The organism is Lysobacter antibioticus HS124 (assembly GCF_000336385.2).
GTDB classification, from domain to species: Bacteria; Pseudomonadota; Gammaproteobacteria; order Xanthomonadales; family Xanthomonadaceae; genus Lysobacter; species Lysobacter firmicutimachus.
On sequence record NZ_HG424509.1, the window covers coordinates 13638 to 27654 of the forward strand.

The 14017-nt window shown below is 70.0% G+C and carries 12 protein-coding genes; 3 read left to right on the plus strand and 9 right to left on the minus strand.

Translation table 11 applies throughout. The features are described from left to right. The first annotated feature begins 6 nt into the window (after positions 1-6). The 3 genes from TX83_RS12310 (at position 7) to TX83_RS12320 (ending at position 2803) form a co-directional block, all read left to right on the plus strand. A complete protein-coding gene (locus TX83_RS12310) occupies positions 7-918 on the plus strand; it encodes a c-type cytochrome (protein ID WP_064748246.1) in 912 nt (303 codons plus the stop codon). 141 nt (positions 919-1059) lie between these two features. Next, positions 1060-1488: a hypothetical protein gene (locus tag TX83_RS12315; RefSeq protein ID WP_064748247.1), complete on the plus strand. Its 429-nt coding sequence runs from the start codon at positions 1060-1062 to the stop codon at positions 1486-1488. A gap of 103 nt (positions 1489-1591) precedes the next feature. Beyond that, positions 1592-2803, plus strand: coding sequence for an NAD(P)/FAD-dependent oxidoreductase (locus TX83_RS12320; protein ID WP_064748291.1), 1212 nt, complete (start codon positions 1592-1594; stop codon positions 2801-2803). A gap of 611 nt (positions 2804-3414) precedes the next feature. Here TX83_RS12320 and TX83_RS12325 read toward each other — a convergent pair. The 9 genes from TX83_RS12325 to TX83_RS12360 all read right to left on the minus strand — a co-directional run bounded on the left by TX83_RS12325 (position 3415) and on the right by TX83_RS12360 (position 13903). After that, a complete protein-coding gene (locus TX83_RS12325) occupies positions 3415-4152 on the minus strand; it encodes an OmpA family protein (RefSeq protein WP_064748248.1) in 738 nt (245 codons plus the stop codon). Between the two features lie 126 nt (positions 4153-4278). Beyond that, positions 4279-5700, minus strand: coding sequence for a WS/DGAT/MGAT family O-acyltransferase (locus TX83_RS12330; protein WP_186442590.1), 1422 nt, complete (start codon positions 5698-5700; stop codon positions 4279-4281). Positions 5701-5906: 206 nt separating this feature from the next. After that, complete coding sequence (locus TX83_RS12335) at positions 5907-7337, minus strand: cryptochrome/photolyase family protein (RefSeq protein WP_064748250.1); 1431 nt, start codon at positions 7335-7337, stop codon at positions 5907-5909. A 204-nt stretch (positions 7338-7541) separates the two neighbouring features. After that, on the minus strand, positions 7542-9107 hold the full coding sequence (locus TX83_RS12340; RefSeq protein WP_064748251.1) for a S8 family serine peptidase: 1566 nt from the start codon (positions 9105-9107) through the stop codon (positions 7542-7544). Positions 9108-9609: 502 nt separating this feature from the next. Next, positions 9610-10701, minus strand: a complete 1092-nt coding sequence (gene alr / locus TX83_RS12345) for an alanine racemase (RefSeq protein WP_064748252.1) — start codon at positions 10699-10701, stop codon at positions 9610-9612. Between the two features lie 568 nt (positions 10702-11269). Next, the gene (locus TX83_RS12350; RefSeq protein ID WP_064748253.1) at positions 11270-11602 is read right to left on the minus strand and encodes a glycine zipper 2TM domain-containing protein; all 333 of its coding nucleotides are present in this window, start codon (positions 11600-11602) and stop codon (positions 11270-11272) included. Next, positions 11599-11832, minus strand: coding sequence for a hypothetical protein (locus TX83_RS22810; protein WP_141233493.1), 234 nt, complete (start codon positions 11830-11832; stop codon positions 11599-11601). Before TX83_RS22810 ends, TX83_RS12350 begins: the two co-directional genes overlap by 4 nt. An 85-nt stretch (positions 11833-11917) precedes the next feature. After that, positions 11918-12349, minus strand: coding sequence for a nuclear transport factor 2 family protein (locus TX83_RS12355; protein WP_064748254.1), 432 nt, complete (start codon positions 12347-12349; stop codon positions 11918-11920). A gap of 141 nt (positions 12350-12490) precedes the next feature. Next, positions 12491-13903 carry a replicative DNA helicase gene (locus TX83_RS12360; protein ID WP_064748255.1) on the minus strand — a complete coding sequence of 471 codons (1413 nt, stop codon included), beginning with the start codon at positions 13901-13903 and terminating at the stop codon, positions 12491-12493. Positions 13904-14017 lie beyond the last annotated feature (114 nt).

The window sequence follows — 14017 nt, forward strand, 5'->3', positions numbered from 1 at the left end:
GACGCCATGAACAACACGCTACGCAATACGCTGCGGCTCGGCGCCGCGGCGACGGCCGCGCTCGGCCTCGGCGCGGCAGCGCTATGGGCCGGGCTGTACGACGTCGGCGCCGACGCGCCGCACACGCGCCCGGTCTACGCCCTGCTGGACTACGCACGCGAACGTTCGGTCGCCGTGCGCGCTCGCGAACTGTCGGTCCCGACGCTGGACGACGCCGAACGCATCCGCCAGGGCGCCGGCAACTACGAGGCCATGTGCGCAGGCTGCCACCTCGCTCCCGGCCGCGGTCCGACCGAACTCTCGCGCGGGCTGTATCCGGCGCCGCCGAACCTGAGCCGGCATTCGGTCGACCCGGCCCAGGCGTTCTGGACCATCCGCCACGGCATCAAGGCTTCGGGCATGCCGGCCTGGGGCGCGAGCATGGACGAGGCGCACCTGTGGAATCTGGTCGCATTCGTGCGCCGCATGCCGCGCATGGACGCGGCCGAGTATCGCGACTGGATCGAGCGCAGCGACGGGCATTCGCACGGCGGCGGCGAAACCGCCGGCGCGGGTTCCGGCCACGCCGGTCCCGGACATGCCTACCCGGCGCACGCCCACTCGGAGCAGGCCGACGCCAGGAGGGGCGATTCCGCGAGCGCCGACCCGGCGGGCCACGCCGCCATGACGCATCCCGCAGCGAAACCGCGCCGGCCGGCGACGGCGGCTTCGCCGCAGGCCGCACCGGCGGCACCGCCGCCGCCCTCGCCCTCCGATACCGCCGCCGCGAGCGCACACGGACACGACGGACACGGCGGAAACCCTGCTCATCCTCCCAAGCCCGCGCCGGCTCGCTCTGGCCCGACGCCCTCAACGCAGCCCCCGAGCGATGTCGAAACCACGCCCGCCGACCATGAAGCACACTCGCATCGGCACTGAATGCGCCCTCCGGTCTGTGTAACGCCCCCGGCCGCGGCGATCCGGCATCGCCGCGGCCGACCGGCGCCGATCTTTGGGGCGACGAGGCCGACAGGCTATGATCCCCCGCAGGACGATCCGGCCCGAGTCGAGGAGCACGCCATGTCGATCACCTCCAAGGCCCGCCGCGACGCCAAGAAGCGCAAGCTGGCCAAGGCGCGCAGCGCGCCGCCGCCGGGCCCCGGCATCGAACCCCATGCCGAGCTGCGCGACGACGCCGGCCGCCTGCTCGGCGGCATCGTGCGTCGTGAAGGCGAATGGACCCTGGGCCTGGGCGGCCGCATCGTCGGCGGCTCGGAAAGCGCCGCGCGCGTGCTGGCCCTGCTCGAGCGTGCCGCCAGCCTGCACCGCCGCGAAGGCCGCGAAGTCAGCCTGGGCTGCTCGCCGGCGCTGCGCCGCGCCGCCGACAGCGAAGTCGCCGAACGCGGAATCAGCTTCGAACAATTCCGCGCCGAACTCGAACGCGAACTGGCGCTGGAACCCGACCCGCAACACGGCGGGCTCGGCGCCGCCGACGGCGTGCGCCACTGATCCGCTGCGGCGCGCTTGCGCCGCGCCCCGCCGCCGCAATCACTCCGCGCTGACGCCGCAGCGGTTTTGCTGGGCGCATGCCCCGGATGCAGCGCCGGTCATGATGGACCTCAAGAGCGGCACCCCGTACTGGGCGATCCGCAACGGCCTGATGCACGCGTTTCCGCCGCTGCGGCAGGACCTGCGCTGCGAGGTCGCGGTGATCGGGGGCGGCATCAGCGGCGCCCTGATCGCCGACGAACTGGCCGCGCACGGCATCGAAACCGCGCTGTTCGAGCAGCGCGACATCGGTTGGGGCAGCACCGCCGCCAGCACCGCCCTGCTCCAGTACGAAATCGACACGCCCTTGCTCGAGCTGTGCCGGCGCTACGGACAAGACGCGGCGGTCGCCGCGTACCGCGCCTGCGCCGACGCCATCCCGGCCCTGCAATCGGTCGCGCACGGCCTGCGCGACGTCGATTTCGCCCGCTGCGACAGCCTGTACTACGCCAGCAAGCCGCGCCATTGCAATGCCTTGCGCGATGAGGCCGCGTTACGGCTGCGCCACGGCCTGAAGCTGCGCTGGCTCGACGCCGGCGAACTCGCCGCCGGTTACGGCCTGCGCGCGCCCGGCGCCATCCTCAGCGCCTGCGCCGCGCGGGTCGACCCGTATCGGATGACCCTGCGCCTGCTGGCCCGCCTGCAACGGCGCGGCATCGCCGTGCACGACCGCACCCGCCTGGAGCTCGTGCGCGCGGGATCGCGGTCGGTCGAACTGCGCAGTCAGGACGGCTTGCGCGTGCGGGCCGGTCATGCGGTGATCGCCGCCGGTTATGCCGGCCAGCATTGGATCCGTCAGCGCCTGGCGCGCAACCGCAGCAGCTACGCCTTCGTCACCGATCCGCTCGACGAGGCCATGCTCGACGGCCTGCGCGACACCCTGGTCTGGGAAACCGCGCGGCCGTACCTGTACCTGCGCTCCACCGGCGACGGTCGCCTGCTGGTCGGCGGCGCGGACGATGCGGTCGACCGGCCCGCCCGCCGCGACCGGCGGGTGCCGGACAAAGCGAAAAAACTGGTCGAAGCGGTCGCGCATCGCTTCCCGCGGCTGGCCCTGCAGCCGGTCTTCGCCTGGGGCGGCACTTTCGCCGAAACCGCCGACGGCCTGCCCTGGTTCGGCGCGCACCCGCAGCACGGCCCGCGGGTCTTGTTCGCGATGGCCTACGGCGGCAACGGCATCACCTACAGCATGATCGGCGCCGGCCTGCTGCGCGCGGCGATCGAACGCCGCGCGCATCCGCTGGCGCAGTTGTTCTCGTTCGAACGATCGCGTTGAGGCGGTAACGGCGCGCTCGCGCCGGCCCCTGCCCGGATCAGCGTTCGGCCGGCGCGAACTCGGCGAAGGCCGGATGGCCCTCGGCGGCCGCGTGCACCTGGGCGGCGGCCGTCGGTCTCCACGGTCGCGCCGCCCGCGATGCGCTGGCGGCGGATCTGCGCAGGCGGCACCGAGGCCAGGAGGGTGAAATTCACCCGGCCAGTGGATCCACTCCAGCGAGCTCGCGGCTACGTCCAGCGATCGCAGCGCGATCCGGCTCGCGCCGATGCGGGGGGCGGCATCGCCGGCGAACACCGGGACCGCGTCGTCGGTGCCGGCGCCAGGCGAGCCGGCGCTGGGGGCCTTGAGCAGCGCGTTCGCGCTCGTGCGAGGGTTTCAGCCACGCCACCTGGCAGCAGGCGTTTTCGTCATCTCGGGCCACCGGGGTGGGCATGGCGCGCACGAACACGCGATCGGCGTCGCGTTCCGCCGCACGGTTCGCAATCGCGGCCGAGACGACGACGGGCCGCTTGCGCGGCCCGTCGTGTACTTCGCATCGCGTTGATCCCGCCGGTCGCGGACGCGGACGCGGCGGTCGGGCTCCGTGGATCAACTCAGCACGGTTCGCTCGCTCAGGAACGCACCGGCACCAGGGTGATTTCGACCCGGCGGTTCTGCGCCCGGCCGGCCTCGGTGTCGTTGCTGGCGATCGGCCGGGTCTTGCCGGCACCGGTAAGGATGAAGCGATCGCGCATCAGGCCCTTGGACATCAGGTAATTGCCGACGCTGGCGGCGCGCTGTTCGGACAGGCGCTGATTGACCGCGTCGGTGCCGATGCTGTCGGTGTGGCCGGCGACCTCGACGATGGTCTGGTTGTACTCGGTCAGGGTGCCGGCGACGTTGTCGAGCACCGGATAGAACTGCGGGTCGAGGTTGGCGCTGTTGAAGGCGAAGGTGATGTTGCTCGGCATGTTCAGGGTGATGTTGTCGCCGTTGCGGACCACGTCGACGCCGGTGCCGGCCATGCGTTCGCGCAGCGCACGCTCCTGGCGGTCCTGGTAGTTGCCGATCGCGCCGCCGGCCAGGCCGCCGACGCCGGCGCCGATCAGGGCGCGCTGGCGACGCTCGGTGGCGTCGTCGCCGCTGAGCAGACCGGCAGCGACGCCGGCCAGGGCGCCGATCAACGCGCCCTTCTGGGTCTTGCTCATGCCGCCCTGCTGCTGCGGCGGCGGGTTTTGATTCGGATAGCTCTGATTCGGATAGGGCTGCTGCGGCTGTCCGCCGTAGTAACCGCCTCCGCCGGTCGCGCAGCCGGCGAGCATCGCAGTCATGGTGGCGGCGGCCAGGGCGAGCTTGATCTGGGTTTTCATGGACGTTCCTCGGGCGGTGGCTGCGTTACGTGCGCGCTCAAACTAATCACGCCGCCGTCGCGGGCGGGTGACGAGCGCGCGCGGCGCTGCGCCGCGATTCAGCTTGCGAGGAGGCGTACCGACCGCTCAGGCGACGACCGGCTCCGGCATCAGGGCATCGGCGCCGGCTGCGTCCAGGGTCACGTCCCAATTGCCCATCAGCGCCAGGTACAGCAGCTTGTCGAATTCGCTGCCGAAACGCTGGATCACCGCGTCCGGGTCGGGGATCAGCTTGCCGTCGGCGATCAGGCCGAAATGAACCTTGCCGTTGTAGCTGAGGATCGAGATGCCGACGCCGATCGAGCCGGTCTGCGGCACCCAGAACATCATCCCGTCGAGCCGGCAACCGGCCAGGTACAGCGGCTGCTGCGGCCCGGGCACGTTGGTCGCCACGGCGGTGGCCTTGCGGCTGAACAGCTCCAGCGCCAGCCCCTGCACCTGCGACGGCGCCATGCCGAGCGCCGCCAAAAGGCCAAATGCAACAATGGCTTGGCGTGAGTTCTTGAGGTTATTCATACACTCGGCGACCCGCTCGACCCGGCGGATCGGGTTGTCCTCGCCGACCGGCAGGTCGAGGAATACCAGGCCGAAATGGTTGCCGAGCTTGCGCGCGTGCTCGAGCGGACGCAGGTTGACCGGCACGGTGGCGCGCAGGGTCAGGCCGTCGACCTGGTCGCCGCGTTCGATCATGTAGCTGCGCAGGGCGCCGGCCGCGGTCGCCATCAGCACGTCGTTGACCGTGCAGTCGCAGGCGCGCCCGACCGCCTTGACCTCTTCCAGGTCCAGCGGCTCGGCCCAGGCCACTCGCTTGCTGACCCCGAGCTTGCCGCGCAGCAGCGACGGCGGATCGTCCGACAGCGACAGAGCGTGCAGCAGTTCGCGCGCGATCTCGCCGCCCTCCTTGGCCAGCATCGCCGCCAGGGTCGGGTCGCGGTACATCTCCATGCCCTTCTCGACCACCTTGCTGCCGAGCTTCATGTAGCGGTCGACCGCACCGACCCGGCGGGCGACATCGACGCCGTCCTGCTTGAGCCAGGCCTGGGCCAGATCGCTGCCCTTGGCCGGCTGCGCGGTGGTGTCGGTCAGCGACAACAGCACCTGCACCAGGGCGATGCCGTCGGCGTAACTGTGATGGATGCGGGCGACCAGGGCCGAGCCGCCGTTGTATCGCTCGACCAGATGGAACTGCCACAGCGGCCGGCTGCCGTCGAGCGGACTGGACGCGAGCTGGCTGACGAAGCGCTCCAGCGCGCGCTTGCCGCCGCGCCCCGGCAGCGCGGTGTGCTGCACGTGCCAGTCGATATCGAAATCGTCGTCGGTCTGCCAATACGCGCCGGCGGCGGTGTCGACCGCCTTCTGCCGGAACCGGGTATAGGCCAGGAAGCGCTGCTTGACCACGCGCTTGAGCGCCTCGACCGACATCGGCTCGGCGAACATCAGCACGCCGGTGATCATCATCGGGTTGGTCGGGCGCTCCATCCGCAGCCAGGCCGTATCGACCCGCGACATCGGTTCGCGCCGAGCGCGCTTGCGCGATTGCGTCGCCGATCCCGATCCCGCCTCTGCCTTGGCCATGCGTCCTCCCCGGATGTCCGGCGAGTGAATCATGCGGTCGCGGGAGCGGTCAACGCGCTTGCTCGGGATTAGAGATTCGGGATTCGGGATTGGCTAAAGCGGGATCGTCTGCTCTTGCTCGACGAATCCCAAATCCCCAATCACGAATCCCGGCCCCGATAGGCCTGCAACGCCGCATCCCGCCCCGCGGCCAGGTCGACCAGGGGCTGCGGCGGGTAGTCGGGGGCGACGCGGCGCAGGCGGGCGGGGTCTTGCCAGGGGGCGAAGCGCAACGGCAGCGGCAGCGGCGCCAGTTCCGGCAGCCAGCGCGCGATGTAGGCGCCGTCGGGGTCGAACTTCTCGGCCTGGGTCACCGGGTTGAAGATGCGGAAGTACGGTGCGGCGTCGGCGCCGGTGCCGGCGACCCACTGCCAGCCCAGGGTGTTGTTGGCCAGGTCGGCGTCGACCAGGGTGTCCCAGAACCAGCGCGCGCCGTGGCGCCAGTGGTAGCGCAGATGCTTGGTCAGATAGCTGGCGACGATCATGCGCACGCGGTTGTGCATCCAGCCGGTGGCCCACAGCTCGCGCAGGCCGGCGTCGACGATCGGCACGCCGGTGCGGCCCTGTTGCCAGGCTTCCAGCTTGAGCGGCGACAACCGCGCCCAGGCGAAGTCGTTGAAGCGCGGATTGAAGTTCTGCTCCGGGGTGTCCGGGAAGTGATGCAGCAGGTGGTGGGCGAACTCGCGCCAGCCCAGCTCGCGGATCGCCGCGTCGACGTCGCCCGCGTTGCCGGCGTTGCGTTCGGCCTGCAGCGCCGCGACCGCGCGCCAGGGCGCGATCTCGCCGAAGTGCAGATGCGGCGACAGGCGCGAGGTGCCGACCCGGTCGGGCCGGTCGCGTTGCTGCGCGTAACCGCGCAGTGCGCCTTCGACGAAGGTATCCAGCGCCGCCTGCGCCCCGCCCTCGCCCGGCGTCCAGTGCGGCCAGAACGAGGCGTCCCAGTCCAACGCCGGCGCCAGCTTGAGCGCCGCCAGCGGCACGCCCTCCGGCCCCTCGGCAACGTCCGGCAGCGACGCCGGCGCCGGCCAGCAGGCCGCATCTCGCCAGTCCGCCAGCGCGGCGCGCCAGAACGGGGTGAACACCTTGAACGGCCCGCCCTGCTTGGTGCGCAACGTCCACGGCTCGAACAACAACGCGCTGTTGTGGCTTTCGGCCCGCACGCCCATGCGCCGCAGCGCCTGCTTGATGCGGGTGTCGCGACGCTCGATGTACGGCTCGTAGCGCCGGTTCCAGAACACCGCGCGCGCGCCCATCGCCAGCACCAGCGACTGCAGGGTCGCCAGACTGGGGCCGAAGAAATGCCGCAGGTGCGAACCGCGCTTGCGCAAGTCCGCGTCCAGCGCGGCCAGTGCGCGATGGCGCCAGGCGTCGGAGGCCGCCCCGGGACGCCAACTGCCGTGCTCGTCGGGAGCATGGATATAGACCGGCACCGGCGCATAGCCGGCCTCGAGCGCGGCGCGCAAGGCCGGGTTGTCGGCCAGGCGCAGGTCGTTGCGGAACCACACCAGGGCGACGGGCGGAGCGTCGGGCATGCGGCGGCGAGCGGCGTCAGGGACCGGCAGTATGCATGAGCGAGGAAAAAGTGGAGAGGAGCGGAAACGAAACAGGGACGGAGGGGGCAAGCGATGCTTGATCCCCTCCGCCCCCGGCACGTCCCCTAACCCATCGACGCCAGGAACGAGCGTGGCGTAGCCGCCGGTTCCTCCGAGGCGGCGCAGCCGCCGCCTCGTTTCAGCTTACTGCGCCTGCAGCTCGGCGATGGCCGCCTGGGTCTGGACCAGGCCCCAGCCGGTGTTGTCGTCGCGGCCCGGCGCGTCCAGATCGATCGCGGTCACCGCCAGCGCATCGCGCACCTGCTGCGCGGTCGCGGTCGGCTTGGCGCTCCACGCCACCGCGGCCACGCCGGACACATGCGGGGTCGCCATCGAGGTGCCGTCCATGTCGACGTAAGCCGTGTTGCTGGCCTGCGGCACGGTGTCGACGGTCGCGCTCTGGCCGGACAGGCCGGCGATGATCGCCTCGCCGTCGGCCTTGGCGATGCCGACCGCCGGGATGGTGCTGTGATTGGCCGCACCGGTCGCGGTGACGCCGAGGGTGGCGTGCAGAGCGCCGTCGACGTTGTTGTAGATCACCACGCCGACGCCGCGGCCCTTCTGCACCGCCTGCACCTTCTCCAGGAAGCTGTTGGTGCCGCGCTGGCACAGCACGACCTTGTTGCGCCAGGTCGAGCTGGACGCCGTGCATAGGCCGCCGTTGACCCAGCCCGCACTGGCGGTGGCCTGCTTGGAACCGTCGATCGGGTTCATCGCGAAGCTGCTGTTGCCGACCTTGAGCGGGTCGTCGACCAACGGGAACGTGCTGTGCACGCCGACGCCCGGCGCGGACAGCTCGACCTCGCTGTTGTACTGGGAGAAATCGGCCTTGGCGTTGTTCGCGTCGACCGCGGCCACCGAGACCACGCTCGGATACGAGGCCGGGTAGCTCAGCGTCGCGTTGCCGTCGTTGCCGGCCGCGGCGATGTTGAGGATGCCCTGGTCGGCCAGGCTCTGGAACGCGTTGCGCTCGGTGGTCGAGCTGCCGCTGCCGCCCAGGCTCATGCTGATGATCTTGGCGCCGGCGGTAGCGCAGCGGTTGGCCGCGTCGACCAGGGTCGAGCTGTACGTCCAGGAGCACTGGCCCTCGCCGGAATAGCCGTTGGTGCCGAACACTTTGATGATGTGCAACGAGACCTTGCCCGGGCTGACGCCGACCACGCCGGTGGCGTTGTTGGCCGCAGCGATGGTGCCGGCGACATGGGTGCCGTGGCCGCAAGTGTCGTTGTTCCAGCCGGTCGGATAGCCGGTCATGGCGATGCCGGCGAAATCTTCATGGGCGGAATTGATGCCCGAGTCGATCACGCAGACCTTGATCCCGGCGCCGGTCGCGGCACCGGCATCGATCGTGCCGTCGCGGTTGGCGTCCCACACGTCGCGGGCCTGCACCTTGTCGATGCCGTAAGGCACGGATTGGGCCGAGGGATAACGCGGCAGGTCGGGCTCGATCGAGGCGATGTTCGGGTTGTTGCGCAGGGCTTGCTGCGCCTGCGGCGGCAGGGTCGCCACGAAAGCGTTGAGCTTGTCGAACTGGAAGTGGATCGCACCGCCGCCGGCCTGCAGCGCCTTGCGCACGTTCTCGCGCTCGGCCGACTGCTTGAACTTCACCCAGACGCGATTGGGATCCGGGCCTTGCGCCGCGGCCAGATTCGATACCGCCAGCATGGACAGACCCAGGCCCAGTGCGCACACCAACTTGCGTTGCTTCATTCGTGACTCCCCGAGATGAAAGGCGGCCCGGACGCGCCGGACCGATAGCGATACGTCGCGGTCTGGGCCGCGACGCACATCCGACGCTAGCCGCATCGGTGGCGGCACGGGAATGAGTGAAACCCCTCAGGGAACATATAATTTTGTGACTTTCGTCACAAATTTATTATGATGAATGCAGCGGTTCTGTCCGCTGTAGGGTGGACACGACGTTTATGCGTTTCGTTAGATCCAGTCGGGAAAACGCGCGACGCCAGCTCGGTCCACGGCTACGCACGCTCGAAGCCGGCAGGCGCCTTGGCTATCGCAAGGACCACCCGCGCCGGACGGTGACCGCCGGCTCAGCCCGGCGGCGCGCGAGTCGGTGGATCGGTCCGACGGAAGAATACCGACGCCCCCGGGACCGGCCTGCGGACGCCTCCCCTAGAGTGCAGGCCCGCCCCGCCTGCAGGCATCCGGGGAAGGGCCGCCGGACGGGGCCACACCGTCGGGTCCGCGCCGCTCAGCTTTCGACGAAGCGCACCCGGCGGGTGATCGAGCAGGTCAGCTCGTAGCCGATGGTCCCGCTGGCCCGGGCGATACGCTCGACCGGCAGCTCCGGCCCCCACAGCTCCACCGGGTCGCCGACCTTGGCTCCGGGCACGCCGCGCAGGTCGATGGTCATCAGGTCCATCGATACCCGGCCGATCACCTGGGTGTCGTGGCCTGCGACCCGCACCGGGGTGCCGGACGGCGCCGCGCGCGGATAGCCGTCGCCGTAGCCGATCGCGGCCACGCCGACCCACATGTCCTGCGGGCACTCCCAGGTCGCGGCATAGCCGATCTTCTCGCCCTTGCGCACGCGGTTGACCGCGATCAGCCGGGTCGACAGGGTCATCGCCGGGCGCAGGCCGAAGTCGGCGCCGCTGCGGCCCTCGACCACGCTGATCCCGTACAGCAGGCCGCCGGGGCGGATCCATTGCGCGTGCGCGTCCGGCCAGCCCAGCACCGCGGCCGAATTGGCCAGCGAACGCGGCCCGTCCAGGCCCTCGGTGGCGGCGGCGAATGCGCGCAACTGGGCGCGGGTCTGGCCGTAACCGGCCTGGGCCGGGTCGAGCTCGTCGGAACTGGCGAAGTGGTTCATCAGCACGATGCCGTCGGCGACCGCGGCGCTGGCGCGCAGGCGCGCGTGCGCTTCGCGCACCTGGTCGGGGGCGAAGCCGAGCCGGTGCATGCCGCTGTCGACCTTGAGCCAGCAGCGGATCGGTTCGCCGGGAGCGGCCTGTTCCAGCATCTCGATCTGGCTGGGATGATGGATCACCGATTCGACCCCGAGCCGGCGCAGCTGCGGCAGATCGTCGGCCTCGTCGAAGCCTGACAGCAGCACGATCGGCTGCGACAGGCCGGCCGCGCGCAGCCGGTCGGCGTCGGACAGGGCCGCCACGCCGAAGGCGTCGGCGCCTTCCAGGGCGCGGGCGACCCGTTCCAGACCGTGGCCATAGCCGTCGGCCTTGACCACCGCCATGACCCGGCTGTGCGGAGCGAGCGCCCGGGCCTGGGCGAGGTTATGACGCAACGCGTCGGTGTGAATGTTTGCGCAAGTCGGTCGTGCCATGCGCCGCATTCTAGCGACCGCAGCCGGCCGCCCTATGAGCTGAGTGTGAAGTCGCCGCGCTTGCGCAGGACGGGCAAAGCCCGGGGACGCCGGCTGCGGGACGGGGTCACGAAGCAGGAGCCGATCCCCCTCCCCCATTTTCAAGGGGGAACAGCGACAGCTCGGGAGAACAGCAGTGCCGGAAAATGGCAGCAGCTCGTGGCAGCCGCGCGAAACATCGCCGGCGCGCGACGAATGTTCTTGTAGGAGCGGCGTGAGTCGCGACCGCTGGCCCGCGCAGCCCATTCGTCTCGCTGAGCACGCCAAGGGGTAGGCGCGGCGCAAGCCGCGACGACGAGCTGGCGGAAGCGGCGAAAACTACGGCAGGCCGATCCCCCTAGCCCACTTTTCCAACAGAACTGCGGCAAGAACGAAAAAGCCGCGCGGACAAAAGCCCGCGCGGCTTCGAGTTCGAGCCTGGAACGGTCGCCGGGCGTGCGGAACTTCGACGGAAAACGGGCCAGCCCGCAAACCGCCGTCCGATCCGCCGCCGCCTAACTCCTACGCGCCAACTCCCGAGCTATCAGGCTCAGTCGCAGCGACGCTCGATCACCGTCTCGGTCTTGTTCTGCTGGTGCTCCTGGATCTTGCGGCCCGCGAAGGCGCCGCCGACCGCACCGGCCGCCGTCGCCAGCTTCTTGCCGTTGCCGCCGCCGACCTGGTTGCCCAGCAGGCCGCCGGCGACCGCGCCGATCGCGGTACCGGCGATCTTGTGCTGGTCCTTGATCTGCTTGGGACGCTGCACTTCCACGTCGTAGCAACGCGGGGTCTTCTTCGACTTGCTCTGAGCGCCGGCGACGCCGGTCGCCGCGACGCAGGACATCAGCACGATCGCGAGGGTGGATTTCAGGTTGGAGTTCATGGACGCACCGATGATAGGGAGGAAAGAATCGAGCGATACGATGCGCCGCGCTGCGTCACGAACACGTCAACCGAAAGGCGGCGGCGGTTCGTGCGACGCGCAGCGGCCGCATCGCGCAGCAGGCTAGCGCGGTGCGGCTGAACGGGCGATGCAATATCGGCGCGCCGGCATTCGCGGTGCCATGCCGCATTCGACAACGTGCGCGCCATCACCGATTCGCGGGCTCTCATCGCCCGGCGCCGGGCGGTGGCATCCAACCGGGTCGCTGCGCCTCGCCCGTGAGGCCGGTCCGCGCGGCCGCGTGCGCTCATGCGCTCAACGCGGCTTGCTGTGCCAGAGCGCGTTGACGATGATCCACTTGCCGTCGAAGCGGCCCATATGGAAGTAGTCGACGAACCACGGCGTTTCCACCCGCACCGCCGCGGCATTGCCGGCCACGTCGAGCACCCGGCAGCTGCGGTTCCATTGCTCTTTCGGGGTTTTCAGCACGCCCTGCTTGGTCAGCTCGACCAGTTCTTCCTTGGACATACGGCGCAGCCCCAGGCGTTCGTACGGCGTGTCGCCGATCACCGCGCGCTTGGCCAGGTCCGGATGCAGGGCGCGGGCCACCCGCTGCGGATCGCCCTCGAGCTGGCCGTCGACGTAATCGAAACAGGTGGCCTCGATCGCGGCGATCGTCGCCGGATCGGGTTGTGCGGCCGGTGCGGCGGCGCTTGCGGCGGCAAACAGCAGGGAAAACATCGACATCCTGGCCTCCATCGAACGCGGACGCGAACCGGAGCGGTTCGCCGGCGCCGAGCATAGCCGGGCGCCGAAGCCCGGCCAGTGCCGGTGGTCGGGGGCCGGGACGAACCGCGCGTATCGCGGTGCGGACCCGGCCGGACCGATTCACTCGAACGAGCCGATCGAGTCGTGGCTGAGGTTGTCGAAGCGGGTGTATTCGCCGAAGAACTTGAGCTTGAGCGAGCCGGTCGGGCCGGATCGCTGCTTGCCGATGATGACCTCGGCCAGGCCTTTGTCCGGCGAGGTTTCCTTGTTGTAGTAGTCGTCGCGGTAAATGAAGATGATGATGTCCGCGTCCTGCTCGATGGCGCCGGATTCGCGCAGGTCGGCCATCACCGGGCGCTTGTCCGCGCGCTGTTCCAGCGAACGGTTGAGCTGCGACAGCGCGATCACCGGCAGGTTGAGCTCCTTGGCCAGGTGCTTGAGCGAGCGCGAGATCTCGGAGATTTCGGTGGCGCGGTTTTCGCTGTTACCCGGCACCGACATCAGCTGCAGGTAGTCGATCACGATCAGTCCCAGGTCGTGTTCGCGCTTGAGTCGGCGCGATTTGGCGCGCAGCACTTCCGGCGACAGGCCCGGGGTGTCGTCGATGAAGATCTTGACCTCGCGCAGCTGGCGGATCGCACCGGTGACGCGCGCCCAGTCCTCGTCCTCGAGCTGGCCCGAACGCAGGCGCTGGGCGTTGACCCGGCCGACCGAGGAGATCAGGCGCAGGGCCAGCTGGCTGGCCGACATTTCCATCGAGAACACCGCCACCGCCTTCTTGGTACGGAAGGCGACGTGCTCGGCGATGTTGAGGGCGAAGGTGGTCTTGCCCATCGCCGGGCGCGCGGCCAGGATCAGCAGGTCGGTGTTCTGCAGACCGGCCGTCATCTCGTCGAATTCGGTGTAGCCGGTCGGCAAGCCGGTGACCGCGCCGCCGTTGGCGTAGCGCGTCTGCAGCACGTCGAACGCTTCCGACAGCGCCTTGGTCACCGGAGTGAAGTCGGTGCGGCCGCGGGCGCCGGCTTCTGCGATCGCGAACACCTGCTGCTCGGCCTTGGCCAGGATTTCGCCGCTGTCGCGGCCGTCGGGCTGGAAACCGTCGTTGACGATTTCGGTGCCGACCTCGATCAGCTTGCGCATCACCGCCTTGTCGCGAACGATCTCGGCGTAGGCGGCGATGTTGGCCGCCGACGGCGTGGTGCTGGCCAGCTCGATCAGATAGGCGCCGCCGGCGACCTGCTCGGACAGACCCTGCGAGTCGAACCACTCGCCCAGGGTCACGGCGTCGAACGGCCGGCTGCGCTCGGCCAGCTCGCGGATCGCGCGGTAGATCAGCTGGTGATCGCGGCGGTAGAAGTCTTCCTCGACCAGTTGGTCGGCGATGCGGTCGTAGGCGTCGGGCGCCAGCATCAGGCCGCCGAGCACGGCCTGCTCGGCCTCGACCGATTGCGGCGGCACCCGCAATTGGTCGACGCGCTGCTCGGCGCGGGTCTCGAAACGCTTCTCGCCGCGGAAACCGGATCGTGCGCTCATCGGGAAGGCGTTCCTCTGCTCAGCAGGGCCGCAATGGCGGCCGATCGGAAATGGACAAGGGCACGGCGGCGGCTCTCGCTGCGGCCACGCGCGAACTCGCGCAGCGGCCCGGGC

What these genes read in the sequence shown, in the direction of transcription:
- TX83_RS12355 (WP_064748254.1), bottom strand. Translation starts at nt 12,349, where the DNA reads ATGTCGATGTTTTCCCTGCTGTTTGCCGCCGCAAGCGCCGCCGCACCG.
- TX83_RS12325 (WP_064748248.1), bottom strand. Translation starts at nt 4,152, where the DNA reads ATGAAAACCCAGATCAAGCTCGCCCTGGCCGCCGCCACCATGACTGCG.
- TX83_RS12310 (WP_064748246.1), top strand. Translation starts at nt 7, where the DNA reads ATGAACAACACGCTACGCAATACGCTGCGGCTCGGCGCCGCGGCGACG.
- alr (WP_064748252.1), bottom strand. Translation starts at nt 10,701, where the DNA reads ATGGCACGACCGACTTGCGCAAACATTCACACCGACGCGTTGCGTCAT.
- TX83_RS12315 (WP_064748247.1), top strand. Translation starts at nt 1,060, where the DNA reads ATGTCGATCACCTCCAAGGCCCGCCGCGACGCCAAGAAGCGCAAGCTG.
- TX83_RS12340 (WP_064748251.1), bottom strand. Translation starts at nt 9,107, where the DNA reads ATGAAGCAACGCAAGTTGGTGTGCGCACTGGGCCTGGGTCTGTCCATG.
- TX83_RS12360 (WP_064748255.1), bottom strand. Translation starts at nt 13,903, where the DNA reads ATGAGCGCACGATCCGGTTTCCGCGGCGAGAAGCGTTTCGAGACCCGC.
- TX83_RS12320 (WP_064748291.1), top strand. Translation starts at nt 1,592, where the DNA reads ATGGACCTCAAGAGCGGCACCCCGTACTGGGCGATCCGCAACGGCCTG.
- TX83_RS22810 (WP_141233493.1), bottom strand. Translation starts at nt 11,832, where the DNA reads ATGAGAGCCCGCGAATCGGTGATGGCGCGCACGTTGTCGAATGCGGCA.
- TX83_RS12330 (WP_186442590.1), bottom strand. Translation starts at nt 5,700, where the DNA reads ATGTCGCGGGTCGATACGGCCTGGCTGCGGATGGAGCGCCCGACCAAC.
- TX83_RS12350 (WP_064748253.1), bottom strand. Translation starts at nt 11,602, where the DNA reads ATGAACTCCAACCTGAAATCCACCCTCGCGATCGTGCTGATGTCCTGC.
- TX83_RS12335 (WP_064748250.1), bottom strand. Translation starts at nt 7,337, where the DNA reads ATGCCCGACGCTCCGCCCGTCGCCCTGGTGTGGTTCCGCAACGACCTG.